Source organism: Mycobacterium sp. URHB0044, assembly GCF_000620625.1.
Lineage (GTDB): Bacteria > Actinomycetota > Actinomycetes > Mycobacteriales > Mycobacteriaceae > Mycobacterium.
The window spans coordinates 269,315-291,770 of the sequence record NZ_JIAW01000002.1 but is presented as its reverse complement, the minus strand read 5'-3'; the positions used below and the strand labels follow the sequence as shown (position 1 = coordinate 291,770).

Genomic DNA, 22,456 nt, shown 5'->3' with positions numbered 1-22,456 from the left:
GAGCATGGTCGTATCGTGCTGGTATGCACGCCGAGCAGATGGCCGAGGACTTCCCCGTCGTATCCATCGACTCGAATGCGCTCGACGCGGCCCGCATGCTCGCTGAACACCGCCTGCCCGGCATCGTGGTGACCGACAGCGCGGGCAAGCCGTATGCGGTGCTGCCCGCTTCGCAGGTCGTGCGGTTCATCGTGCCGCAGTACGTGCAGGACGATCCCTCCCTGGCCGGCGTCCTGGACGAGTCGATGGCAGACCGTGCCGCAGACAAGTTGAGCGGCAAGACGGTACGTGACGTGCTTCCCGACCATCTGCTAGACGTCCCGGCGGCCCACGCGGACGACACCATCATCGAAGTGGCCGCACTCATGGCCCGGCTGAGGAGTCCACTGATAGCCGTGATGAAGGACGGCAAGATGCACGGGGTGATCACGGCATCCCGCCTCTTGGCTGCAGCGTTGAAGCATTGATCGCACAGCCTGAGGAGTCGCGGCCATGACGGGCGTCGCCATCGCGGTGTTCGTGGTTGCCTACGTGCTGATCGCCAGCGACCGCATCAACAAGACACTCGTAGCCCTATGTGGCGCCGCCGTCGTGGTCGCGCTCGGAGTGGTCGGATCCGAAGACGCCTTCTACTCCCGTGAGACGGGAATCGATTGGGACGTCATCTTTCTGCTGCTGGGCATGATGATCATCGTCAGCGTGCTGCGGCAGACCGGCGTCTTCGAGTACGTCGCGATCTGGGCCGCCAAACGCGCGAAGGGGTCGCCGCTGCGGATCATGATCCTGCTCGTTCTGGTGACGGCGTCCGCCTCGGCCCTGCTGGACAACGTCACCACGGTCTTGCTGATCGCACCGGTCACTCTGCTGGTCTGCGACCGACTGGATATCAACGCCGCGCCGTTCTTGATCGCCGAGGTGTTGGCCTCCAACATCGGTGGCGCGGCCACCCTGGTCGGGGATCCGCCGAACATCATCATCGCCAGCCGCGGCGGACTGACGTTCAACGACTTCCTCGTACACATGGCGCCGATCGTGATCATCGTGATGGCCGTGTTCGTGGTGATGCTGCCGCGCTTGTTTCGGGGTTCCTTCGAGGTCGACCCAGCGCGCGTCGCCGACGTGATGGCTTTGGAAGAGCGCGAGGCGATTCGCGATCCGGCATTGCTCGTCAAGTGCGGCGTCGTCCTGGCGCTGGTGTTCACCGCTTTCATCGCGCACGGCGTGCTGCACATCGAGCCATCGATCGTCGCGCTGCTCGGCGCGGGCGCCCTCATCCTGCTTTCCCGTTTGGACCGTTCCGACTACCTGTCCGGCGTCGAGTGGGAGACCCTGCTGTTCTTCGTGGGACTGTTCATCATGATCGGCGCGCTGGTGAAGACCGGCGTCGTCGACCAGATGGCCCGGGTGGCCACGGAGGCGACCGGAGGAAATGCTCTGCTGACCGTGATGCTGATCCTCGGGGTGTCGGCGCCGGTGTCCGGCATCATCGACAACATCCCGTACGTCGCGACGATGGCACCGATCGTGAGCGAGTTGGCCGCGGGGATACCCGATCCAGCTCACTCGCAAGCGTTGTGGTGGGCCCTTGGCCTCGGCGCCGACTTCGGCGGCAACCTGACCGCCATCGGCGCCAGCGCGAACGTGGTGATGCTCGGAATCGCCCGCCGCACAGACAATCCCATCTCCTTCTGGGACTTCACCCGCAAGGGCGCCATCGTCACGGTCATGTCGGTCGCACTGTCGGCGGTTTACCTCTGGCTGCGATACTTCGTCTTGATCTAAGTGGAGTGACCACGGTGTGTAACCAGGCGGTGCACTCCCCTCGTCGAAGTGCGCGTTCAGGGCTTGTCGGTGGCTCGCCGGGACTCGGCGCGCTGCTTACTGATCTTGTCGGACAATCGCTGCTGCGCGGCGGTGAATGCCCGGGCGCCCTGGATGAGCGCGGCGCGGTCTTGGTTGCTCATGTGGTCGGCGACTTCACCGAATGTGCGGATGCGCAGAGCGACTAGCTCGTCGAGAATCGCGCGGCCGGCGTCGGTGAGCTCTAGCAGCGTGGATCGCCGATTACTCGGTGCGGGGCGACGCGTGATCAGGCCGGCCTCGGCGAGGCGGTCGCTAAGCCGGCTCGCGGTGGAAGGCACCATGCCGAGGTCGTCGCCGAGTTCGCCGACCATGCTCGGGCCGCGACGGTCGAGAGATTGAAGTGCCCGCAGCGGAGCCAGACCGACACTGGTTTCCATCTGTTCCAGTACGGAGACGTTGAGCGCGAGCAGTCCTCGAGTTGCCTGTTCGAGCCTGACGGAGAATTCCTCGGACTTCACCGACCCATTGGACTGCCGGGGCTTTCTCGTTGTCGTCACGTGCCGCCTCCCTCCACGCCGGCGAATACATCCTGCTAGCACTATATGCGGCTGGCATCGCATGCAAATTGGATATTGTGCGATATGCACCAATGGGCGTAGCGTGGAATGCGCCGGGGCCGGGCGGATTTAACTCGCCCCACGCCTGCCGCCGCCGATCAGGCATGCGATTGGCGGTTCACCCGTTGACTGGCAGGTCCTTTCGGGGCTATCGCCGGATCAGAGGAGGCATCGATGAAGATCGTGAAGACGGTTCGTCCACCATCGGGGCTGAGCCGGGCGCTTCTCCGCGCACCGATCTACCTCTATCGGGTGAGGTTGGGATGGCTGTTCGGTAAGCGCATCGTGCTGCTCAATCACGTCGGGCGAGTCTCCGGCGAACAGCGCCAGGTCATCTTGGAAGTCGTTGAGCACAACGCAACAGATCGAAGCTTCGTGGTCGCCTCCGGATGGGGTCCCACCGCCGCCTGGTACCGCAACATTCTTCACACACCCGAAGTCAGCATCCAGGTTGGTAGGCACACGATCCCGGTTACGGCGGTACCGCTCGCTGCCGACGAGGGGGCTGAAGTCTTCGCTCGATACGCTGCCCGACACCGCGCCGCGGCAACGCACCTGCTTCCTCGGGTCATGGGATTTTCGGTCGACGGGTCAGAGGCCGACTTTCGGGCGGTTGGGCAGCGAATGCCGTTCGTCCGGTTGGCTACCCGGGATTGAGGTCGGTCATGCCTCACCCGGTAGGGCCATCCCGCAGGGCAGACAGCAGCGGCTCGCATTGAAGACGCTCAGGTGGTGGACGAGATGAAGATCGCGATTAGCGGAGCGGGTGTCGCGGGACCATCGCTCGCACACTGGCTGCACCGAACCGGCCACGAGCCAACGTTGATCGAGCGGTCGCGGCACTTTCGTACCGGCGGTTACGTGGTCGATTTCTGGGGCGTCGGCTACCGCGTCGCGCAACTGATGGGGATCGAGGCGGCTGTCTGCGATGCCGGCTACCAGGTGCAGTCCATCCGTTCCGTTGGGCCCGACAATCGAGTGCGGGCCAGCCTGGGCGTCGACGCGTTCCGGCGCGCGGCGGGCGCCGGATTCACCAGCCTGCCGCGCGGCGACCTGGCCGCGGCCATCTACGCCACGATAGAAGATGACGTCGAAACGATCTTCGGCGATTCCATTACCGCGATCAATGAACACCCCGATGGCGTGAGTGTCAGCTTCGCGCAGGCGAAGTCCCGGGAGTTCGACCTCGTCATCGGTGCCGACGGGTTGCACTCGAATGTGCGCCGGCTGACGTTCGGGCCCGAGTCAGACGTCGAACATTATTTGGGCTGCCTGGTCGCGGCCTGCGTTGTCGAGGGTTATCGGCCCCGCGATGAACTCGTCTACGTCACCTACAGCCAGCCAGCTCGATCTATCGGGCGGTTCACCCTGCGGGGCGATCGCACGCTGTTTCTGTTCGTATTCCGTTCGACCAACGCCGCTGATCCTGGTGAGCTGGAAGCGCGTAAGGCGCTGCTACGTCGTGAATACGGTGATGGGGGCTGGGAATGCCCACAAATCCTCGCCACACTGGACGACGTCGACGATCTGTACTTCGATGTCGTCAGCCAGATCCGGCTGGATCGCTGGTCACGGGGCCGAACCGCGCTCGTCGGCGACGCTGCCGCCTGCGTCTCACTGCTGGCCGGCGAGGGCACCGGTCTGGCGATGACCGAGGCCTATGTGCTCGCGGGCGAATTAGCCTGCGCCGGTAGGGATTACCGGCGAGCCTTCGACGCCTACGAGACGCGACTGCGCCCTTTCGTTGAAGGCAAACAGGCCGCTGCCCAGAAGTATCTTCCCGTCTTCGCGACCCAGACCCGACTCGGGCTCTGGTTTCGCGATGCGGCAATGCGGGCGATGAACTTCCGCCCACTCGCCGAGCTGCTCCTCAGCCGAAGCTTGCGCGACGACTTCGAGTTGCCCACCTACCCGAGCCTGAGCGCATGACCAGGCCGGGGACGAACACCGCCAGCGTTGGGGATTGCCGACCTCCAGCAGGTCGAAGTCAGCGGTGCGCCGACGCTCGGCGCCCGCGTCCTATCCCCAACGTGAGCTCGTGTGCCAAGAAGTGACGAAACATCGCACACGGGCTCACGTTCGGCCTCGCAAATGATTTAAGTGTGCTTGGCAAGGAAGCGACGGAACAGCGGCCACGCGACCGCAAGGTTGTAGGCCACGCCGCCCAACAGGTACGGCCACCACGCGCCGTGGTCGCTGGCGACCCAGAACGCCTTCGCGGCCCAATACGGCGGCAGCACACCGAATGCCAGATTCCAGTCGGAGTCGATGAACCACGGCAGGCAGGGCAGGCCGGCGATCAGCATGCCGAGGGCTCGGAGTGCTGCCAGGCCCTGAATCTTGTTGTTGGCCATGACGACGATGAGCAGCAGGCTCACTACCGCCGACAGCCCGGAGAGGAGCCCGATAGGGATGAGGGCCGGCACCAGGCCGGGCTCGAGGATGCCGCTGAACGACATCGTCGCGATCACGTAAATCGTGGTGATCACCATGACGGTCGCGGCGCGATAGACGAAGAGCGTTGACAGCGGAACCGGGGTCACCCGCAGTGCAGTCAGGGTTCCGGCGTCGACCTCGTCCAGGACGAGGAACGCCGCCAGCCCACCGACGATGATGATGCTAGTCAGCAGGAGGAAAGCGGTAAGAATCAACGGGTAGTACGGAACCAGGTCGAACCCGTTGTGATTGGCCAGCGTCGAGGTGAAGCGTGGTGTCAACAGCGCGACGCCGGTAGTCCAGATGACGGGGGCGAGAACGATCATGACCAGCAACGGATCGCGGTACGTGCCGCGAAGGTCATTGCGGCCGAAGGCGATCAAAGCTCGTGCAGGTGCCATTACCCACCTGCCCTTGCGGTGACGTACCGAGCGAATGTCGCCTGCGCAGCCCAGCACAGACCCGCGATGCACACGACCGGGTAGGCCACCGCGTAGACGACCTGCCACGTCTCCAACGTCAGTTGATCGAAGGCGGCCCCGAACAGGAGCAGCGGCCCCTGCGTTGGGATCAGGTACAGCAACGGGTTAGGCAATACGCCCGAGTACTCCAGTATTGGTGGGACCATCATCAGCGCCAGCGGGATGGTCGCCGCCAAGAACCAGTCGCTGATCGACGCGAACGGCAGCGACGAGATGAAGCCAACCAACAGCATCAGCAAGGTTCCGAGCACCGCACCGACCACGACGGGCACCACGTGATAGCCGAATCCATGGCCAATCGTGGGCACGGCCAACGCGATAAACAGTGAAATCAGCACCAGAAGCGTCAGTTTCGCGGTCAGGTACTCCCAGAACCGCAGCGGCGTCGACAGGACCGCACCGATGGTGCGCTCTTGCTTCTCGAAGAACACCGCGCCGGCGATGAAGAAGAACCCCACGATGCAGGTATCGCCCAACAGCATGTAGGGCTCGGCGACCCGGCGCAGGGTGGCGGGCATCGGCAGCAGGACGGCCAACCAGATCAGTCCGGAGAAGAGTGCGGCGTGAAGGAAGCGCTGCCGATTCTGCAGGGTGGCTTCGAGCCGAAGCGCACTCACCAGTCGCGTCATGACAACCGCCGTCCGGTGACCTCGACGAAGACGTCGTCCAGGCTGGCTTCCCTGCTGTGGATGGTCTCGACGTGGTGATTGCGCAGGACGTCGTGAAACGCCGGGTCGTCGGCCAGGCCGTCCATCGCGAACTCCGCGGTCTCGAGACCGCCGTCGTTGCCGCGGTACTCCACCCGCAAAACACGTTGGCTCCGAGCGATCTTCAGCTCGGCAGGCGTGTCGAGCGCGACGATCTGGCCGTCGACCACGAAGGCCACTCTGTCGCACAACTCATCGGCGGTCGACATGTCATGGGTGGTCAGGAAGATCGTGCGGCCGCGGGCTTTCAGATCCAGGACCATGTTCTTGACCTTGCGGGCATTCACCGGATCTAGCCCCGAGGTGGGCTCGTCGAGGAACAACAGCTCTGGATCGTTGATCAGGGACCGGGCGAACGTCAGCCGCATCTGCATTCCCTTGGAGTACTTGCCAACTCGAGTCTTGGCATCGTCAGCCAGGCCGACCGCGTCCAGCAACTCCATCGGGTCCAACGTCGTGCCGCCGTATAGCGAGGCGAAGAAGCGCAAGTTCTCCACGCCGGTGAGCTTCTGGTAGTGGTTGGGCAGCTCGAACGAAACACCGATGCGTTGGTAGTAGTCCGGTCCCCACGCGAGCGGGTCCCTCCCCCACACGGCCGCCTCACCGCCGTGTCCGCGGAGCAGGCCGATGAGGAGTTTCTGCGTCGTTGACTTCCCGGCGCCACTGGGGCCCAGGAAGCCGAAGATCTCGCCGCGCCCGACGGAGAAGTCCATGCCGCACACGGCGGGTTCGGACGACTTCGGGTAAGTGAAGGTCAGGTCGCGGACGCGGATGACGTCAGTCGAAACGCTCGACGAAGTGGACTCCGGCGTGATGGTGGGCATAACGGGTTGATCGCCTTCCAGGTAAAGATGCGCCGGTCGAGCCGTCGTCACCGCATACGGGTACCAATCTCCGACCTGACTTCCCGGAACGCCGAAACTGACTATACTCAAACTTCAGAGATTATTGAAGACTCCGAGAGAATTGAGACCAATGTGGTGGTTGACCATCCCGAGTCGCAGCGGGCCGCCGAGCACCTCGCCCTCGTCCTCAGCGACCATGGCCTGCAGCGCATGACGGCCCGCGTGCTAGCCGCCCTGTTGTTCACCGAGCAGCCCAGCATGACCATGGGCGAACTTGCCGAGCGGCTCGACGCCAGTTCGGGCGCAATCTCCGGTGCCATCAAGATGCTCACGTCAGTCGGGCTGGCAGAACGGGTGCCCGTCCCGGCCAGCCGACGGGACCATTACCGGCTGCGCGGCGACGCCTGGGCGGTGTTGTACACCAACCAGAACGCCGTGATCTCGGCAATGCAAGCAGCCGCCGAAGACGGGATAGCGGCTACGGGGAGCGACAGCCTGGCGGGACGTCGTCTCACCGAAATGCGCGACTTCTATGCCTTTCTGCTCGACGAAATTCCCGCTCTGCTGGACCGTTGGCATAACCGGTCGACGACGTCCGCACCGAAGTGAGGAGCTCCGCATGGCCGTCGTCGATGTGAGCACCGAGATCGTGATTCGCCGGCCGCGCGAAGTCGTCGCGGCCTACGCGACCGACCCCGACAACGCCACGGCGTGGTACGTCAACATCAAGGACGTGCGGTGGGAGACACCCCGCCCGCTTCAGCTTGGCTCGAGGTTCACCTTCACTGCAATGTTCCTGGGCCGCAAGCTCACCTATACCTACGAGGTCACCGAACTGAAGCCGGAGCGTCGATTCGTCATGCGGACCGCGCAGGGACCGTTTCCCATGGAGACCAGCTACGAATGGGAGGACGCCGAGAGCGGCTCCACTCGAATGACCTTGCGCAACCGGGGCGAGCCGACCGGGTTCTCCGGCATCGCGGCGCCGATGATGGCACGCGCCATGAAGCGCGCCAACACCAAGGACCTCGAGCGCTTGAAGGCGATCCTCGAATCACAGGGCGCCTGAACTGCTCTCACGACCGGCTGAGCACCGCCACGCACTCGACGTGATGCGTCAGCGGGAACGAGTCGAACACGCGCAGTTCCTCGACGGCGTAGCCGTGCCCACGGTACAGGCCAACGTCACGTGCGAATGACGCTGCCTCACAACCGATGTGAATGATACGCGGCACACCGGCGGCGGCCAAGAGGTCGACGACCTCGCGACCGGCTCCCGTTCGTGGCGGGTCGAGCACCGCAAGGTCGGCTCGGCCCGGCTGTCCGGTCAGCGCACGGCGCACGGATTCGGTGACCACCGACACCTGCCCCAGGTCCGCCAGCGCCGCCCGCGCCGCACGTGCCGAACCGCGGGAGGTGTCCACGCTCAACACCCGTCCCGACTCCCCGACGGCCTCGGCCAGTACGGCCGCGAAAACCCCTGCCCCGCCGTACAAGTCCCACGCCGTCATGCCCGGACTCAGCCGAGCCCATTCGGCGATCAGTCCGCTGTACACGCCGGCGGCATCGCGGTGCGCCTGCCAGAACGCCGTCACCGGCACCCGCCACACCCGTTCACCCACGCGTTGCGTGGCCTCGTAGCGGCCCTCCACCACCTGGGTGGCCTTGCGGCCGCGGCCGGGTCCGGACTGCACCACGTGCCGCTCCCCGACGTCGTCGAGCGCCACGTGCAACTCCGCGCCTGCCGGCCACCGCCGTGCCTCCAGACCCGCGAGCATCCCCTCCGGCACCTGCGAGCATTCGAGATCGGTGACGAGATCCGCACTGTGGTAACGGTGATAGCCCGCACGGCCGTCGGCGGTGGTATCCAGCCGTACCCGAGTGCGCCACCCCGTCGCACCGGTCGAGCCGACCTCGTCGGCCATGCCCGTCCACTCATAGCCGCCGAGACGGCCGAGTTGGTTGGCCACCACGTCGCCCTTGATGCGCCGCGCCGCCTCCGGCGTCACGAACGCCAGGTCACAACACCCCGCGCCATCGACACCGGCGATGGGACACAGCGAGTCGACCCGGTCCGGCGACGGCTCGATGATCTCGACCGCCTCGGCGTGCCAATGACTTCCGCGCTCCCCCGTCACCCTGGCCCGAACCACCTCGCCCGGTAGCGCGTAGCGCACGAACACCACTCGACCGTCGTGGCGTGCCACGCAGCTGCCGCCGTTGGCCGCCGGGCCAACGGTCAGGGTCAAGACTTCGGTCAGTGAGTTCGTCACTCGAGGTAACCCCGCCGCGCGTCGCCCGGTGCCGATTGCGGTGCCAGGTTCTTCAGCCGCTCCGACGAATTCAGCTGCCAGGGAACGGACGTCACCATCACCTGGGGTTCGAACAGCAGTCGGCCCTTGAGCCGCAGTGCGCTCTGGTTGTGCAGCACCTGTTCCCACCAGTGGCCGACGACGTACTCGGGGATGAAGACCGTCACTACCGTACGGCGCGACTCCTTGGTGATCCGCTTGACGTAATCCAGTAGCGGACGGGTGATGTCGCGGTACGGCGACGCGATGACCTTGAGCGGGACGGTGACGTCCTCGCTGTCCTCCCACTTGCTCTGCAGCTCGCGGGCTTCCTTGTCATCGACGCTGACGTGGATGGCCTCCAGCACGTCGGGCCGGGTGGCCTTGGCGTACGCCAGTGCACGCAGCGTCGGCAGGTGCAGGTTGGAGACCAGCACGATCGCATGGTTGCGGCTGGGCAGCACCACGTCGCCCTGTTCGGCGGCCTGGCTCTCGAGTTCGCGCGACACCGCGGCGTAGTGCTTGTGGATCATCTTCATGATCACGAACAAACTGCTCATCGCCAGGATCGCAATCCACGCTCCCGCAAGGAACTTCGTCACGACCACCACCAGGAGGACCGCTCCGGTGCAGACGCAGCCGATGGCGTTGATCACGCGGGAACGTTGCATCCGGGACCGCTCGGTCGCGTCGGTCTCAACCCGCAACAGCCGGGTCCAGTGCCGCACCATGCCGATCTGGCTCAGTGTGAACGACACGAACACCCCGACGATGTACAGCTGGATCAGCGCAGTGACCTCGGCTCGGAAGGCCACCACGAAGGCGATGGCGGCGAAGGCGAGGAACAGGATGCCGTTGGAGTACGCCAGTCGGTCACCACGCGTGCTGAGCTGCCGGGGCAAATACCGGTCCTGGGCGAGGATCGAGCCCAGCACGGGGAACCCGTTGAACGCCGTGTTCGCGGCCAACACCAAGATCAGCGCGGTGACGCCGGCGATGGCGTACAGCCCCAACGGGAAGTCGTGGAACACGGCGTCCGCCAGCTGGGCGATGAGGGTCTTCTGGTGGTAGTCCGGCGGCGCGCCGATCAGTTGCTCGTGCGGCCGTTCGGCCATCTTCACGCCGGTCTCCTTCGCCAGCATGATCATCCCCATGAACAGGGTCACCGAGATGCAGCCGAGCAGCAAGAGCGTGGTGGCCGCGTTGCGGGACTTGGGCTTACGGAATGCGGGCACGCCATTGCTGATTGCCTCGACGCCGGTCAGCGCGGCCGATCCGGACGAGAACGCCCTGGCTATCAGGAACACCATTGCGAAGCCCAGCACGTCGCCGTGCTCGGAGTGCAGCTGGAAGCCCGCGGATTCCGCACGGAGCGGATGATCCAGCACGAGGATCTGGAAGAACCCCCAGGCCAGCATGATGTACATCCCGATCATGAAGGCGTACGTGGGAATGGCGAATGCCGTGCCGGACTCCCGGATGCCGCGCAGGTTCAGCGACGCCAGAATCAGAATGGCCAGCACCGCGAACAGCACCTTGTGTTGCGCGATGAACGGCACGGCGGATCCGATGTTGGACATCGCCGAAGCCATCGACACCGCCACGGTCAGCACGTAGTCCACCAGCAGCGCGCTCGCCACCGTCAGGCCGGCGGTCCCGCCGAGGTTCGTGGTCACCACCTCGTAGTCACCACCGCCGGAGGGGTAGGCGTGCACGTTCTGCCGGTAGCTCGCGATCACGATCAGCATCACCACGGCCACGGCGAGGCCGATCCAGGGCGCCATCGTGATCGCGCTCAGGCCGGCGACCGACAGCACCAGGAAGATTTCCTCAGGCGCGTAGGCGACCGAGGACAGTGCATCGGAGGCGAAGACCGGGAGCGCGATCCGCTTCGGCAACAGCGTGTGCGCCAACGTGTCGCTGCGGAAGGGACTTCCTATGAGCAATCGGCGGGCGGCGGTCGAGAGCTTGGACACGAGAGCCAAGAGTATGCGCATGCACCGATGGCTGTAGCGTTCCGTGTGCGCAGGTTGGGCACGAGCTTTTTCTGGGAGACCGGCTGGAAGGACCGACGCGTGCGTGTAGTGGTGATGGGATGCGGCCGAGTAGGCGCGTCGCTGTCGGACGGCCTGGCCCGCATCGGCCACGAAGTGGCCGTCATCGATCGCGACGGCACCGCCTTTCACCGGCTGTCCCCCGAGTTCTCGGGCGAGCGGGTGCTCGGCATGGGCTTCGACCGAGACGTGCTGCTGCGCGCGGGCATCGAGGAAGCCGGCGCGTTCGCCGCGGTGTCCTCCGGTGACAACTCCAACATCATCTCGGCGCGGGTGGCCCGGGAGACCTTCGGCGTGGAACGCGTGGTCGCCAGGATCTATGACGCCAAGCGCGCCGCGGTGTACGAGCGGCTCGGCATTCCGACGGTGGCGACGGTGCCGTGGACCACGGATCGGCTGCTCAACGTGCTCACCCGGGAGACCGAGACCACGAAGTGGCGAGATCCGTCGGGCAACGTCGGCGTCGCCGAACTCACGCTGCACGAGAACTGGATCGGTCACCGCGTCACCGCCCTGGAGGCCGCGACCCGCGGCCGGGTGGCCTTCATGATCCGCTTCGGCAGCGGGCTGTTGCCCGACCCGAAGACCGTCATCCAGGCCAGCGACCAGGTGTACATCGCGGCAGTCTCCGGCCACATCGCCGAGGCCATGGCGATCGCGGCGCTACCGCCCGGCGACGACGTCGAGGATCAGTGAGGATGCCGTGAGGGTTGCCATCGCCGGGGCCGGGGCAGTCGGCCGGTCCATCGCCAGGGAACTCGTCGACTCGCACGACGTCACGCTGCTCGAGCGCAACCCCGAACACGTCGACGTCGACGCCATCCCCGCCGCGCGCTGGCGCCTGGGCGACGCGTGCGAGCTGAGCCTGCTGGAATCCGTCAAGCTCGAAGAGTTCGACGTCGTGATCGCCGCCACCGGCGACGACAAGGCCAACGTCGTGGTCAGCCTGCTGGCGAAGACGGAGTTCGCGGTGCCGCGCGTCGTGGCACGCGTCAACGACCCGCGCAACGAGTGGTTGTTCGACGAGAACTGGGGCGTCGACGTCGCGGTGTCCACTCCCCGCATGCTGGCGTCGCTGGTCGAGGAGGCGGTGTCCGTCGGCGACCTGGTGCGGCTGATGAGCTTCCGCAAGGGCCAGGCCAACCTCGTCGAGATCACCCTTCCCGACGACACACCGTGGGGCGGCAAGGCCGTCAAACGCCTCGATCTGCCCCGCAATTCATCGTTGGTGACCATTCTGCGCGGGGCCCGGGTGATCGTGCCCGAGGGCGACGAGCCGCTGGAGGGCGGCGACGAACTGTTGTTCGTGGTGATCGCCGAGGTCGAGGACGAATTGCGCGAGAAGGTGCTGCGCCCCGGCACACGCCCCTAATCCGATTGCACGGAGGCAGGCGGCGCCGCCACGCGGTCGCGGCACGGCGCGACCGTACCGGCCGACAGGCGCCCGAAGTCACACTGTCGGTTGCTGATCCCGATGGCAGAGACCAACCCGGCGACGGCGAACAGCACCGCGGTGACCAAGACGCCCTGGCGGAAGCCGGCGAAGTCACCGGGCGCGAAGCCCGAATCGCCTGTCGCGCCGATGATCACGCCGGTGAAGGCGACCGCGATCAGGCCGGAGATCCGGGAAACGGCGTTGTTCACCGCCGAGCCGATGCCACTTTGGGTCGGGTCGACCGCCGCCAGCACCGCCGCGGTCAGTGGCGACACGGTGACCGACAGACCGATTCCGAAGACGATCAAGCCGGGCAGCATCTGCGTCCAGAAGTCGAACGGTGCGCGCGCCGACATCATCAGCAGGAATCCCGCGGCGGCGACGAGCGGTCCCACCGCCATGTAGAGCCGTGGCCCGTGCCGGCCCGCCAGGGCGCCGAACGGACGCGCCAGGAAGAACGACAGCACCGGAATGGGCAGGCTGGCCAGACCCGCCATCGCGGCGGACAGGCCGACGACCTCCTGCAGGAACAACGCGACGAGCAAGATGCCCAGTGACACGCCTGCGTAGAGGAAGACCGTCGCGACGTTGCCCACCGCGAAGTTGCGCGCGGCGAAGAGTTGCAGGGGCATCATCGGGTTCGGCGCCCGTCGCTCCCAGAACACGAAAGCCACCAAGCCCGTCAGCCCCACGGCGAGCCCGCCGGCCACCGCCGGATGCGACAGCCCGAGCCGGTTTTGTTCGATGAGCCCGAACACCGCGGCGCTCAGCCCGACCGCGCACAGCGCTGCGCCGACGAAATCGATTCGGCGCCAATGCCGGTCGACGACGTCGTCGTTGACCAGTCGGGTGGTCAGGTACAGCGTGGCAACCAGCGGAACGATGTTGATGCCGAACACCCAGCGCCAGTTCAGGGCGTCGACGAGGACGCCGCCCAGCGGCGGACCCACCACGAACGCCGTACCCGTCCAGGCCGTCCAGGTGCCGATCGCGCGGGCCTGGGCGGCCCCGGTGAAATGGGCGTTGATCATGGCCAGCGAGCTGGGCACCAGGAACGCCGCCCCGACACCCTGCAGGCACCGGGCGGCGACCAGCACCCAGCCGCTCGGGGCGAAGGCGCACAGCACCGACGCGACCGCGAACACCGCCAGGCCGGACCGCAGCACGGCCAGCCTGCCGAACTGGTCCGACACCCCGCCCGCCACCAGGATCAGTGCTCCCAGCGCCAGCAGATAGCCGTCCACCACCCACTGCTGCAGGGCGAGCCCACCCCCGAGGTCGGCGGCTATGGCTGGCAGCGCCAGGTTGACCACCGAGCCGTCCAGGAATGCGACGAACGACGCCAACACCGCCACCGCCATCAGGGATCGGTCGGCGAGGCGCTCGTCCTGCACGCGGCTGCCCGTCAGTCGGAACGCGCCTCGGTCGCCTGCGGTGTCTCGGTGGACTCCGTCACGTCCGCAGCATCCGAGATCTGCGCGGCTTGGGCGCCCTCGTGCTCGTGCAGCGCACGTTGGGCGGTCCGGATGGCCAGGTAGGTCACCAGCGCAGCGACGGCGGTCAGCGGCCAGCCCATCGCAATGCGCGCGACGCCCAGCATGCCCGTCTGATCGGCGTCGTAGAGATGGTTCTGCACGACGAACCGTGCGCCGAACACGGCCACCCATGTGAGAGTGGCCACATCGAAGGCCAACACGGCCTTGCGCACCTTGCGCCAGGCGCGGTCGCGTCCGTTCACCCAGCCCCAGATGTAGCCGACGAGGGGCCGCCGAATCAGCACCGAGACCGCGAACACCGCCGCGTACAGCAGCGACGACCAGATGCCCAGCAGGAAGTAACCCTTGGACGCCCCCACGACGTAGGCGATGAGCGCACTGACTCCGACTGCGAAGAAACCGGAGAATGCCGGCTGCAGCGACTCCTTGCGGATCACGCGCCAGATCAGGATCAGCGTGGCCACACCGACGGCCGCGCCGATCGCCGGCATCAGACCGAACATCGACGACACCGGGACGAACACCAGCACCGGCAGCGACGAATAGATCAGACCGCTGATGCCACCCATCTGCTCGAGCAGCGCTTGGGCGTTGAGCTTCTTCTCGGGTTCGCCTGGCTCACCCGGCGTGGCCTCGTCAGCAGTCCCGTTGTCGGGACGACTCACTTCTGAATCTCGTAGTGCGGGTTGTAAATCGCCTTGCTTCCGTTCTCCAGCTTGCCCAGGCGTCCGTGCACGCGCAGCGTGCGGCCGGAGTCGATGCCGGCGATCCGGCGCTGACCGAGCCAGACCAACATCACCGAGTCGGTGCCGTCGAACAGTTCGGCGCGGACGCCGCCGGCGCAGCCCTTCGCGTTGGTCTCGACGCAACGCAGCGTGCCGACCATCGTGACTTCCTGGCCGCGCTGGCAATCAATGGCCTTCTGCGCACCGCTGTGGCTAGCTTCGTCGCTGAGTTCCTCGACGTCGCGCTGTTCCGGGTCCTCCGTCAGCCGGCGCGTCAGCCTGCGCAGATAACCTTCGGCCGTAGCCATGGCCTCTCCTGACCCCTTCGCGAGTCCACCATGGACTCACCTTGACAAACGCCACGGTAGACCTCTTGGTTCCGAATCGCCACGCCGCCGCGTCGTGTCCGCCGCGCGGAGTTGACGCGCACGGCACGATCTACTGATGGCCGTCAATCTGCGCGGAATCACGGTGGTTCTGCTGCCAGGAACGGGGTCTGACGACGACTACGTCTACCGCGCCTTTTCCGCCGCATTGCACGACGTGGGAGCGATCGTGGTGACGCCCGCGCCCGAGCCCGAACGGCTGCTCGACGGGTATCGACGCGACCTGGACGGCGCCGCGCGGCGCGGTCCGATCGCCGTCGGCGGGGTGTCGATCGGAGCGGCCGTCGCCACGTCGTGGGCGCTGGCCCATCCCTCACACGCCGTCGCCGTGCTGGCCGCGCTTCCCGCGTGGACGGGCTCACCCATCGACGCCCCTGCCGCGCTGACGGCCCGGCATTCTGCACACGCGTTGCGCCGCGACGGACTGGGCGCTGCGGTCGCCGCGATGCGGGCGTCCAGCCCCGCCTGGCTGGCCGACGAACTCACCCGGTCGTGGGTGAATCAATGGCCCGCTCTGCCGGACGCGATGGAGGAAGCGGCGGGCTACGTCGCGCCGACCTGCGAGGAGCTCGAAGTCCTAGCCGTGCCGATGGGGGTGGCCGCAGCGATCGACGATCCGGTCCATCCTGTCGAAGTCGCGCTCGAGTGGGTCGCCGCCGCACCAAGGGCGGCGCTGCAGACCGTCACGCTCGACGCCATGGGCGCCGATCCGGCGGTCCTGGGTGCTGCGTGCGTGGCCGCGCTCTGGGAGGCGTCCTCTAGCCACCGGTAATCGTGCGGAGCTGTTGCATCGCCGACCCCTGCTCGCTGCGCCGGGCGACGGGCGCCGCTTCCTGCGGCGGCGGAACGGCCTGCTGGCCCTGCTCGGCCACCATCTGCTCGGCCCGGGCACGCAACCGGTTCACCAGCGACTCGGACAGCTGCAGCGGCAGCATGTTGCGGACCGGCTGAGGGGTGTCGCCGCGACGAACGACGGTGTCGGTCAATGCGTTTCGAACATCGGCCGCAATCGCGTCGGCGCTCTCCGGCGTGCCGATCGCCGCACCGCGAACCATCCACCGGTAGCCGTCCACACCGACGAACCGCATGACGACGGGCTCCGGACCCTTGGTCACCAAGCCGACGACTTCACGGCCCCACGGCCCGTCCTCGATGCTGACCTGCGCCTCGTCGTTGCGCAGCGACTCGGCGATCTCGGTGACGACCTCGCGCCACAACCCGCCGGTCTTGGGCGCGGCGTAAGCGGTGATGTTGTACCGCCCGTTCGGCGTCACCATCCACACCATGGTGGGCACACCCTGCTGGTTGACCTCGACCGCCAATTCGGCGGACTCGTTCTCCGGGATCAGCACGGAACCCAGATCGTGCCTGCCCACCGTCACCACCGATGGATCGTCGAACTCCTCGACGTCGAACGGGCCCTCGGTGTCGTCGACGCCTGGCGAACCGGCGACCTCGCCGGTGTCGGGCGCCTCGTCCGCGTCGCCGCTCTTGCCGCTCTTGCGCTTGCCGAATGCCATTACAAACTCTCGTGTCCGCCGGAGGAACCGTGGCCGCCTTCACCACGGGATGTGTTGCCGAGTCCTGCCTCGTCGAACGAGGTGACCTCGACCAGTTCGGGAAGCTCCACCCGTTGCACCAACAACTGCGCGATGCGATCCCCGCGGCGCAGGATGATCGGCTGCTCGGGGTCGAGATTGATCAGTGCCACTTTGATCTCTCCGCGGTAACCGGCGTCGATGGTTCCGGGGCTGTTCACGATCGAAAGACCTACGCGCGACGCCAATCCGGAGCGGGGATGCACCAACCCGACCATCCCGTGCGGGATGGCGACGGCGATTCCGGTGGGGACGAGGGCGCGTTGGCCGGGAGCCAGTTCGACGTCGACGGAGGTGCACAGGTCGACGCCGGCATCGCCGTCGTGCGCCCGGGAGGGCATCGGCAGGTCGGGATCCAGTCGCACGACCGCCAGAGAGGTGGACACGATCCACGAGATTACTCTTGGCCGCGTGTCAGACACGCGCGCAACCTCCCAATCCGTGCGCTATCAGGAGCGCTTGCGGGTGCCGTGGTGGTGGTGGTTGCCCGGCTTCGGGTTGGCCGCACTCATCGCGGTCGAGGTCAACATGGGCGTCGAGGCCATCCCCGACTGGGTGCCGTTCGCGGTGCTGTTCGCCGTGGCGGCGGCCGTGCTGGTGTGGTTCGGCCGGACCGACCTGCGTGTCGTCGGCGACGATCAGAACGGAGCCGAATTGTGGGTGGGCGCGGCGCACCTGCCGGTCAGTGTGATTTCCCGTTCGGCCGAGGTGCCGCGGTCGGCGAAGTCCGCTGCGCTTGGTCGCCAGTTGGATCCTGCCGCCTACGTCGTACACCGGGCGTGGATCGGACCGATGGTTCTGCTGGTGCTCGACGACCCGGACGACCCAACGCCTTACTGGCTGGTGAGTTGTCGACGGCCCAGTCGCGTGCTGGCGGCGCTTCGCAGCTGACCGCCAGCCCGTGCGACCGTCTCCTGGGTCGCGTTACTCGCGCGCGTCGATCAGGCCGCGCAGTCGGTGCAGATCATCACGCCGTTCTTCTCGCTTGCGAGACGGCTGCGGTGGTGCACCAGAAAGCAGCTCGAGCACGTGAACTCGTCGGCCTGCTTCGGGATGACCCGTACAGATAGTTCTTCCCCGGACAGATCTGCTCCGGGCAATTCGAACGATTCTGCTGACTCGGTTTCATCCACGTCGACGACCGCCGATTGGGCCTCGTTGCGCCGAGCCTTCAGTTCCTCGAGCGAATCCTCGGAAACGTCATCGGTCTCGGTACGCCGTGGGGCGTCGTAGTCGGTAGCCATCCTCTTCCCCTCCGTTAACCATGCGACAGAGCTTTGTACCAGCGCAGAACGCATCCACCAAATGATTCGTGCCCCAATCGGCCACCGATTGGATGTGATTTATATCACACTCTAAAACCCCAGGTAGGGACGGGTGGCGTGGCCTGGCCTTACAGTGCAGGAGTGGTAGCGCAAATCACGTCGGGCACGGCGTTCGACAAACACGGCCGTCCGTTCCGCCGCAGAAACTACCTGCCGGGCATTCTGACGTTGGTCGCACTGGCGGCCGTCACGCTCATGGTGTGGGTGTTCGCCTTCAACCGGCCCACCGACGTCCACGAGGTCGCGAGCTGCAACCCGCCTCCGCCCGCGACCGACGCCACCCAGGCCGCACTCGGCGACCAGGTCATGCCCGCCACGATGACCGAGGTGGCCCCCGCGAAGCTCGCCGACACCAAGATCCGCGTCCTGAACGCCAGCGGTCAGGGCGGCCAGGCCGGCGAGGTGGCCGGCGCCCTGCGCGATCTCGGCTACGCCCCGCCCACCGCGGCCAACGACACCGTGTACGAGAACACCCGCCTGGAGTGCCAGGGCCAGATCCGGTTCGGACCTGCGGGCCGAGCGGCCGCTGCCGCGCTCTGGCTGGTCGCGCCGTGCACCGAGTTGTATCAGGACCAGAGAAGCGACGACACAGTCGATTTCGCGATCGGCACCGAGTTCGAGGATCTGAGCCACAACGACGACACCGACGCCGTGCTGGCCAGTCTGCGTCCGGACGCGACCCAGCCGGCGGATTCCTCGCTGCTGGCCAAGGTCCACTCCGGCGCCTGCTGACCGCTAGCCACTTCCCGTCACTTCGCTCGCCCCGCTAGCCCTAGCCGGCACCCAGGGTCCGCAACGCCGCGTCCAGTTCGGCCGCGATACCCGGCGCGGCGGCCACGATGAGATCCGAACCGCCGCCGTCGACGGACGGCAGGACCAGCCAGGCGCCCGCCTCCGCAGCGATCAGCGCACCCGCGGCCCAGTCCCACACGTGCACACCGTCCTCGTAGTAGGCGTCCAACCGGCCGGCAGCCACCATGCACAGGTCCAGGGCGCACGACCCCAGCCGGCGCACGTCGCGCACGTCGGGCAACAACCCGGCAAGCACCTGCACCTGCCGGACGCGCTGCTCCTTGGCGTAGCCGAACCCCGTCCCGACCAGCGCCATCGACAGGTCCTCGACGGGCGTGCACCGCAACGGCGTCGACACGCCTGCGCGCAGAACGTGGGCGCCGCACCCCACGGCGGCCGAGAACACCTCACCCGTCGGCACGTTCGCCACGGCCCCGGCCACCGAAAGACCGTCGATCTGAACGCCTACCGACACCGCGTAGGCGTCGATGCCGTAGACGAAGTTCACCGTGCCGTCGATCGGATCGAGCACCCACAGCGGCTGGCCCGGCTGCGTCCGGACGGCGCCGCCGCCTTCCTCGCCGAGCACGGCTTCGCCGGGTCGCAGTTCGGCGAGCCGGTCGCGCAGCAGCCGCTCGGTCTCGGTGTCGACGACCGTCACCGGGTCGGTCGGTGTGCTCTTGGTACGCACCGAAGCGGAGTCGTCGCGTTCGGCGCCAGCACCGAAGACTTCCGCGCGCCTGCGCAGAACGAACTCGGCGGCTTCAGCGGCCAGACCTTCGGCGACCGCCCGTAGCGTCGCGGGGTCGGAGTCGATGTCCGTCACATTGACATCGCAGCACAAATTGGGCCGACCGGGTTATGCGGCAGGCCGACATCACGTTTGACGACGCACTAATGTGTGGTTCGCGTCGCACCTGCCTGCCTCTCGAGGAGAGCTCATGACCGCCACCGAAACCCCAGCCGCCGACCCGAGCACCAATGGATCGTCACGTCGCGGATTCGGCGTCGACGTCGGTGGCAGCGGCGTGAAGGGCGGCATCGTCGACCTCGACACCGGCCAGCTCATCGGCGAGCGGTTCAAACTGCCCACCCCCCAACCCTCCACGCCGGATGCGGTCGCGAAGACCGTCGCCGCCGTCGTCCGCGAGTTCGGCTGGACCGGCAGCCTGGGCGTCACCTACCCCGGTGTGGTGACCGACGGCACGGTCCGGACCGCCGCGAACGTCGACAAGGGGTGGATCGGAACCAGCGCCCGCGATGTCATCTCCGCCAAACTCGACGGCCAGCCGGTGACGGTCCTCAACGACGCGGACGCCGCGGGCCTTGCCGAGGAGAAGTTCGGGGCGGGCAAGGACAACACCGGCGTGATCGTTCTGCTGACGTTCGGCACCGGCATCGGCTCGGCCGTGATCCACAACGGGATCCTGCTACCGAACACCGAGTTCGGGCACCTCGAAGTCGGCGGCAAGGAGGCCGAGCACCGTGCCGCGTCGTCGGTCAAGGAACGCAAGGACTGGAGCTACGAGCGCTGGACGCAGGAGGTCACGACCGTGCTCGTCGCGATCGAGAACGCGATCTGGCCCGACCTGTTCATCGCCGGCGGCGGCATCAGCCGCAAGGCCGACAAGTGGATTCCGCTGCTGAAGAACCGCACCCCGGTCGTGGCGGCTGCGCTGCTGAACACGGCCGGTATCGTCGGCGCCGCGATGGCCGCCGAGGTCGACGCGGCGGCCCACTAACCGGTCGGTTGCGGCTCGCCCGGAACACCAAAATTGCTGTCGGAGCGGCAGTAGCTCACACTGTCGTTACAATGGTCGATGGCGGCCGCATAACGGATAGCGGCGAGTATCCGAGTTGAGATCAACGCCAACATTCGACAGCCGACGCTTTTCGGTGGCGCACGCACGCCCACGCCTCCGAGATCCGCAAGACCGAAAGGGTGCACGTGGCAGCGACAAAGGCTAGGCCGGCCACCGACGAGCCGGTGACGCACAACGCCACCAAATCCCCCGCCAAGAAGGCTCCGGCGGCCAAGCGGGCCGCCAAGACCGCAGGCGCGAAGGCCGACTCCCCCGCGGCGAAGGGGCCCGCTGCCAAGCGCGCACCCCGCGCCAAGGCCGGCGACGCGCCCGGCACCAAGGGCGACGGCCTCGAGGCCACCGATGATCTGGAAACCACCGACGACCTCGACGGCGAGCCCGACGTATTGGTCGACGAGGCCGACATCGACCTCGAGGTAGACCTCACCGGCGACGACGAAGCGCTCGAAGACGGCGACGACAAGGCCGCCGCGGGCAAGACCACCACCAAGGCCGTCGTGGAGCCCGTCGAAGGCGCTGCGGTCGCCGACGAAGACATCGCCGAGCCGTCCGAGAAGGACAAGGCCTCCGGCGACTTCGTCTGGGACGAAGAGGAATCCGAGGCGCTGCGACAGGCCCGCAAGGATGCCGAACTCACCGCGTCCGCGGACTCGGTGCGCGCTTACCTCAAGCAGATCGGCAAGGTCGCCCTCCTCAACGCCGAGGAAGAGGTCGAGCTCGCCAAGCGCATCGAGGCCGGGCTGTACGCCACCCAACTGATGAGCGAGATCGCCGAGAAGGGCGAGAAGCTGCCCGCCGCGCAGCGTCGCGACATGCTGTGGATCTGTCGCGACGGTGACCGCGCGAAGAACCACCTGCTCGAGGCGAACCTGCGCCTGGTGGTATCGCTCGCCAAGCGCTACACCGGCCGCGGCATGGCGTTCCTGGACCTGATCCAGGAAGGCAACCTGGGCCTGATCCGCGCCGTCGAGAAGTTCGACTACACCAAGGGCTACAAGTTCTCCACGTACGCCACGTGGTGGATCCGCCAGGCGATCACCCGCGCCATGGCCGACCAGGCCCGCACCATCCGCATCCCGGTGCACATGGTCGAGGTCATCAACAAGCTCGGCCGCATTCAGCGTGAGCTGCTGCAGGACCTGGGCCGCGAGCCCACGCCAGAAGAGCTCGCCAAGGAAATGGACATCACGCCGGAGAAGGTGCTGGAGATCCAGCAGTACGCGCGTGAGCCGATCTCCCTGGACCAGACCATCGGCGACGAGGGCGACAGCCAGCTCGGCGACTTCATCGAGGACTCCGAGGCCGTGGTGGCCGTGGACGCGGTGAGCTTCACGCTGCTGCAGGATCAGCTGCAATCGGTGCTGGAGACGCTCTCCGAGCGCGAGGCAGGCGTCGTGCGGCTGCGGTTCGGCCTGACCGACGGTCAGCCCCGCACCCTCGACGAGATCGGGCAGGTCTACGGCGTCACCCGCGAGCGCATCCGCCAGATCGAGTCGAAGACGATGTCGAAGTTGCGGCACCCCAGCCGTTCTCAGGTGCTGCGCGACTACCTGGACTAGGCGACTTGCGGAGCGACAGCTCTGACCTGCAGATATGGGGCTTAGTCCAGAAATAGTGGACATGCACAGCGCTCTTAGTAAA

26 protein-coding genes are annotated in these 22,456 nt (G+C 66.7%); 13 read left to right on the top strand and 13 right to left on the bottom strand.

Annotated elements, in window-relative coordinates; translation table 11 throughout:
• The first annotated feature begins 23 nt into the window (after positions 1-23).
• Entirely contained in the window at positions 24-467 is a 444-nt protein-coding gene (locus N536_RS0105480; protein WP_036435538.1) for a CBS domain-containing protein, read from the top strand.
• Between the two features lie 25 nt (positions 468-492).
• Complete coding sequence (locus N536_RS0105475) at positions 493-1,782, top strand: ArsB/NhaD family transporter (RefSeq protein ID WP_029112687.1); 1,290 nt, start codon at positions 493-495, stop codon at positions 1,780-1,782.
• A 56-nt stretch (positions 1,783-1,838) separates the two neighbouring features.
• Here the strand turns inward: N536_RS0105475 and N536_RS0105470 are convergent, their stop codons facing one another.
• Entirely contained in the window at positions 1,839-2,360 is a 522-nt protein-coding gene (locus N536_RS0105470) for a MarR family winged helix-turn-helix transcriptional regulator (RefSeq protein WP_051574266.1), read from the bottom strand.
• Between the two features lie 234 nt (positions 2,361-2,594).
• Between N536_RS0105470 and N536_RS0105465 the strand changes: the two genes are divergently transcribed.
• Together N536_RS0105465 and N536_RS0105460 are read left to right on the top strand one after the other, a co-directional pair.
• Positions 2,595-3,077, top strand: a complete 483-nt coding sequence (locus N536_RS0105465; protein WP_029112685.1) for a nitroreductase family deazaflavin-dependent oxidoreductase — start codon at positions 2,595-2,597, stop codon at positions 3,075-3,077.
• A gap of 84 nt (positions 3,078-3,161) precedes the next feature.
• A complete protein-coding gene (locus N536_RS0105460) occupies positions 3,162-4,349 on the top strand; it encodes an FAD-binding domain (RefSeq protein WP_029112684.1) in 1,188 nt (395 codons plus the stop codon).
• Between the two features lie 167 nt (positions 4,350-4,516).
• Here N536_RS0105460 and N536_RS0105455 read toward each other — a convergent pair whose 3' ends face one another.
• From N536_RS0105455 to N536_RS0105445, 3 genes are read right to left on the bottom strand one after another with little or no spacing between them, the layout of a single operon-like run.
• Positions 4,517-5,257 carry a hypothetical protein gene (locus N536_RS0105455; protein WP_029112683.1) on the bottom strand — a complete coding sequence of 247 codons (741 nt, stop codon included), beginning with the start codon at positions 5,255-5,257 and terminating at the stop codon, positions 4,517-4,519.
• Positions 5,257-5,967 (bottom strand): hypothetical protein, encoded by a 711-nt coding sequence (locus tag N536_RS0105450; RefSeq protein WP_029112682.1) that lies wholly within the window; start codon positions 5,965-5,967, stop codon positions 5,257-5,259. The genes N536_RS0105455 and N536_RS0105450 overlap by 1 nt, the downstream gene beginning before the upstream one ends.
• Positions 5,964-6,869 (bottom strand): ABC transporter ATP-binding protein, encoded by a 906-nt coding sequence (locus tag N536_RS0105445; RefSeq protein WP_029112681.1) that lies wholly within the window; start codon positions 6,867-6,869, stop codon positions 5,964-5,966. The genes N536_RS0105450 and N536_RS0105445 overlap by 4 nt, the downstream gene beginning before the upstream one ends.
• Positions 6,870-7,025: 156 nt before the next feature.
• Between N536_RS0105445 and N536_RS0105440 the strand changes: the two genes are divergently transcribed.
• Both N536_RS0105440 and N536_RS0105435 read left to right on the top strand, forming a co-directional pair.
• A complete protein-coding gene (locus N536_RS0105440) occupies positions 7,026-7,499 on the top strand; it encodes a GbsR/MarR family transcriptional regulator (protein ID WP_029112680.1) in 474 nt (157 codons plus the stop codon).
• Between the two features lie 10 nt (positions 7,500-7,509).
• Positions 7,510-7,959, top strand: a complete 450-nt coding sequence (locus N536_RS0105435) for an SRPBCC family protein (protein WP_029112679.1) — start codon at positions 7,510-7,512, stop codon at positions 7,957-7,959.
• 7 nt (positions 7,960-7,966) lie between these two features.
• On the opposite strand, the gene N536_RS0105430 is transcribed toward N536_RS0105435, so the two are convergent.
• Both N536_RS0105430 and N536_RS0105425 read right to left on the bottom strand, forming a co-directional pair.
• Positions 7,967-9,163: a class I SAM-dependent RNA methyltransferase gene (locus tag N536_RS0105430; RefSeq protein WP_369798381.1), complete on the bottom strand. Its 1,197-nt coding sequence runs from the start codon at positions 9,161-9,163 to the stop codon at positions 7,967-7,969.
• A complete protein-coding gene (locus N536_RS0105425) occupies positions 9,160-11,157 on the bottom strand; it encodes an APC family permease (protein WP_029112677.1) in 1,998 nt (665 codons plus the stop codon). Before N536_RS0105425 ends, N536_RS0105430 begins: the two co-directional genes overlap by 4 nt.
• Positions 11,158-11,256: 99 nt before the next feature.
• Here N536_RS0105425 and N536_RS0105420 point away from each other — a divergent pair, with 99 nt between their 5' ends.
• Complete coding sequence (locus N536_RS0105420; RefSeq protein ID WP_029112676.1) at positions 11,257-11,931, top strand: TrkA family potassium uptake protein; 675 nt, start codon at positions 11,257-11,259, stop codon at positions 11,929-11,931.
• Between the two features lie 7 nt (positions 11,932-11,938).
• On the top strand, positions 11,939-12,607 hold the full coding sequence (locus tag N536_RS0105415) for a TrkA family potassium uptake protein (RefSeq protein ID WP_029112675.1): 669 nt from the start codon (positions 11,939-11,941) through the stop codon (positions 12,605-12,607).
• Here N536_RS0105415 and N536_RS0105410 read toward each other — a convergent pair.
• The 3 genes from N536_RS0105410 to N536_RS0105400 form a co-directional block, all read right to left on the bottom strand.
• Positions 12,604-14,064 (bottom strand): MFS transporter, encoded by a 1,461-nt coding sequence (locus N536_RS0105410; RefSeq protein ID WP_029112674.1) that lies wholly within the window; start codon positions 14,062-14,064, stop codon positions 12,604-12,606. The two genes, N536_RS0105415 and N536_RS0105410, sit on opposite strands and share 4 nt — an antisense overlap.
• Before the next feature lie 11 nt (positions 14,065-14,075).
• Positions 14,076-14,735, bottom strand: coding sequence for a DUF3159 domain-containing protein (locus tag N536_RS37530; protein ID WP_155948461.1), 660 nt, complete (start codon positions 14,733-14,735; stop codon positions 14,076-14,078).
• A gap of 92 nt (positions 14,736-14,827) precedes the next feature.
• Positions 14,828-15,199 carry an OB-fold nucleic acid binding domain-containing protein gene (locus N536_RS0105400; RefSeq protein WP_029112673.1) on the bottom strand — a complete coding sequence of 124 codons (372 nt, stop codon included), beginning with the start codon at positions 15,197-15,199 and terminating at the stop codon, positions 14,828-14,830.
• A 136-nt stretch (positions 15,200-15,335) separates the two neighbouring features.
• Here N536_RS0105400 and N536_RS0105395 point away from each other — a divergent pair, with 136 nt between their 5' ends.
• Entirely contained in the window at positions 15,336-16,049 is a 714-nt protein-coding gene (locus tag N536_RS0105395; RefSeq protein ID WP_029112672.1) for a hypothetical protein, read from the top strand.
• Here N536_RS0105395 and N536_RS0105390 read toward each other — a convergent pair.
• Both N536_RS0105390 and dut read right to left on the bottom strand, forming a co-directional pair.
• Positions 16,036-16,797, bottom strand: coding sequence for a DUF3710 domain-containing protein (locus N536_RS0105390; protein WP_029112671.1), 762 nt, complete (start codon positions 16,795-16,797; stop codon positions 16,036-16,038). The genes N536_RS0105395 and N536_RS0105390 overlap by 14 nt on opposite strands.
• On the bottom strand, positions 16,797-17,261 hold the full coding sequence (gene dut, locus N536_RS0105385; protein ID WP_029112670.1) for a dUTP diphosphatase: 465 nt from the start codon (positions 17,259-17,261) through the stop codon (positions 16,797-16,799). The genes N536_RS0105390 and dut overlap by 1 nt, the downstream gene beginning before the upstream one ends.
• A 25-nt stretch (positions 17,262-17,286) precedes the next feature.
• Between dut and N536_RS0105380 the strand changes: the two genes are divergently transcribed.
• The gene (locus N536_RS0105380) at positions 17,287-17,766 is read left to right on the top strand and encodes a DUF3093 domain-containing protein (RefSeq protein WP_029112669.1); all 480 of its coding nucleotides are present in this window, start codon (positions 17,287-17,289) and stop codon (positions 17,764-17,766) included.
• Between the two features lie 50 nt (positions 17,767-17,816).
• Here N536_RS0105380 and N536_RS0105375 read toward each other — a convergent pair whose 3' ends face one another.
• Positions 17,817-18,119 (bottom strand): DUF4193 domain-containing protein, encoded by a 303-nt coding sequence (locus N536_RS0105375; RefSeq protein ID WP_029112668.1) that lies wholly within the window; start codon positions 18,117-18,119, stop codon positions 17,817-17,819.
• Between the two features lie 162 nt (positions 18,120-18,281).
• Here N536_RS0105375 and cei point away from each other — a divergent pair, with 162 nt between their 5' ends.
• Positions 18,282-18,932: an envelope integrity protein Cei gene (cei, locus tag N536_RS0105370; RefSeq protein WP_029112667.1), complete on the top strand. Its 651-nt coding sequence runs from the start codon at positions 18,282-18,284 to the stop codon at positions 18,930-18,932.
• A gap of 40 nt (positions 18,933-18,972) precedes the next feature.
• On the opposite strand, the gene N536_RS0105365 is transcribed toward cei, so the two are convergent.
• Positions 18,973-19,818 (bottom strand): inositol monophosphatase family protein, encoded by an 846-nt coding sequence (locus N536_RS0105365; protein ID WP_029112666.1) that lies wholly within the window; start codon positions 19,816-19,818, stop codon positions 18,973-18,975.
• Positions 19,819-19,933: 115 nt separating this feature from the next.
• Here N536_RS0105365 and ppgK point away from each other — a divergent pair, with 115 nt between their 5' ends.
• Positions 19,934-20,734 (top strand): polyphosphate--glucose phosphotransferase, encoded by an 801-nt coding sequence (gene ppgK / locus N536_RS0105360; protein WP_029112665.1) that lies wholly within the window; start codon positions 19,934-19,936, stop codon positions 20,732-20,734.
• Positions 20,735-20,940: 206 nt separating this feature from the next.
• Positions 20,941-22,374: an RNA polymerase sigma factor gene (locus N536_RS0105355; RefSeq protein WP_029112664.1), complete on the top strand. Its 1,434-nt coding sequence runs from the start codon at positions 20,941-20,943 to the stop codon at positions 22,372-22,374.
• Positions 22,375-22,456: the final 82 nt, after the last annotated feature.

Coding starts and splice junctions, on each gene's coding strand:
- N536_RS0105480 (WP_036435538.1), top strand. CDS start 24: ATGCACGCCGAGCAGATGGCCGAGGACTTCCCCGTCGTATCCATCGAC.
- N536_RS0105475 (WP_029112687.1), top strand. CDS start 493: ATGACGGGCGTCGCCATCGCGGTGTTCGTGGTTGCCTACGTGCTGATC.
- N536_RS0105465 (WP_029112685.1), top strand. CDS start 2,595: ATGAAGATCGTGAAGACGGTTCGTCCACCATCGGGGCTGAGCCGGGCG.
- N536_RS0105460 (WP_029112684.1), top strand. CDS start 3,162: ATGAAGATCGCGATTAGCGGAGCGGGTGTCGCGGGACCATCGCTCGCA.
- N536_RS0105455 (WP_029112683.1), bottom strand. CDS start 5,257: ATGGCACCTGCACGAGCTTTGATCGCCTTCGGCCGCAATGACCTTCGC.
- N536_RS0105450 (WP_029112682.1), bottom strand. CDS start 5,967: ATGACGCGACTGGTGAGTGCGCTTCGGCTCGAAGCCACCCTGCAGAAT.
- N536_RS0105445 (WP_029112681.1), bottom strand. CDS start 6,869: ATGCCCACCATCACGCCGGAGTCCACTTCGTCGAGCGTTTCGACTGAC.
- N536_RS0105435 (WP_029112679.1), top strand. CDS start 7,510: ATGGCCGTCGTCGATGTGAGCACCGAGATCGTGATTCGCCGGCCGCGC.
- N536_RS37530 (WP_155948461.1), bottom strand. CDS start 14,735: ATGGGTGGCATCAGCGGTCTGATCTATTCGTCGCTGCCGGTGCTGGTG.
- N536_RS0105400 (WP_029112673.1), bottom strand. CDS start 15,199: ATGGCTACGGCCGAAGGTTATCTGCGCAGGCTGACGCGCCGGCTGACG.
- N536_RS0105395 (WP_029112672.1), top strand. CDS start 15,336: ATGGCCGTCAATCTGCGCGGAATCACGGTGGTTCTGCTGCCAGGAACG.
- N536_RS0105390 (WP_029112671.1), bottom strand. CDS start 16,797: ATGGCATTCGGCAAGCGCAAGAGCGGCAAGAGCGGCGACGCGGACGAG.
- N536_RS0105375 (WP_029112668.1), bottom strand. CDS start 18,119: ATGGCTACCGACTACGACGCCCCACGGCGTACCGAGACCGATGACGTT.
- ppgK (WP_029112665.1), top strand. CDS start 19,934: ATGACCGCCACCGAAACCCCAGCCGCCGACCCGAGCACCAATGGATCG.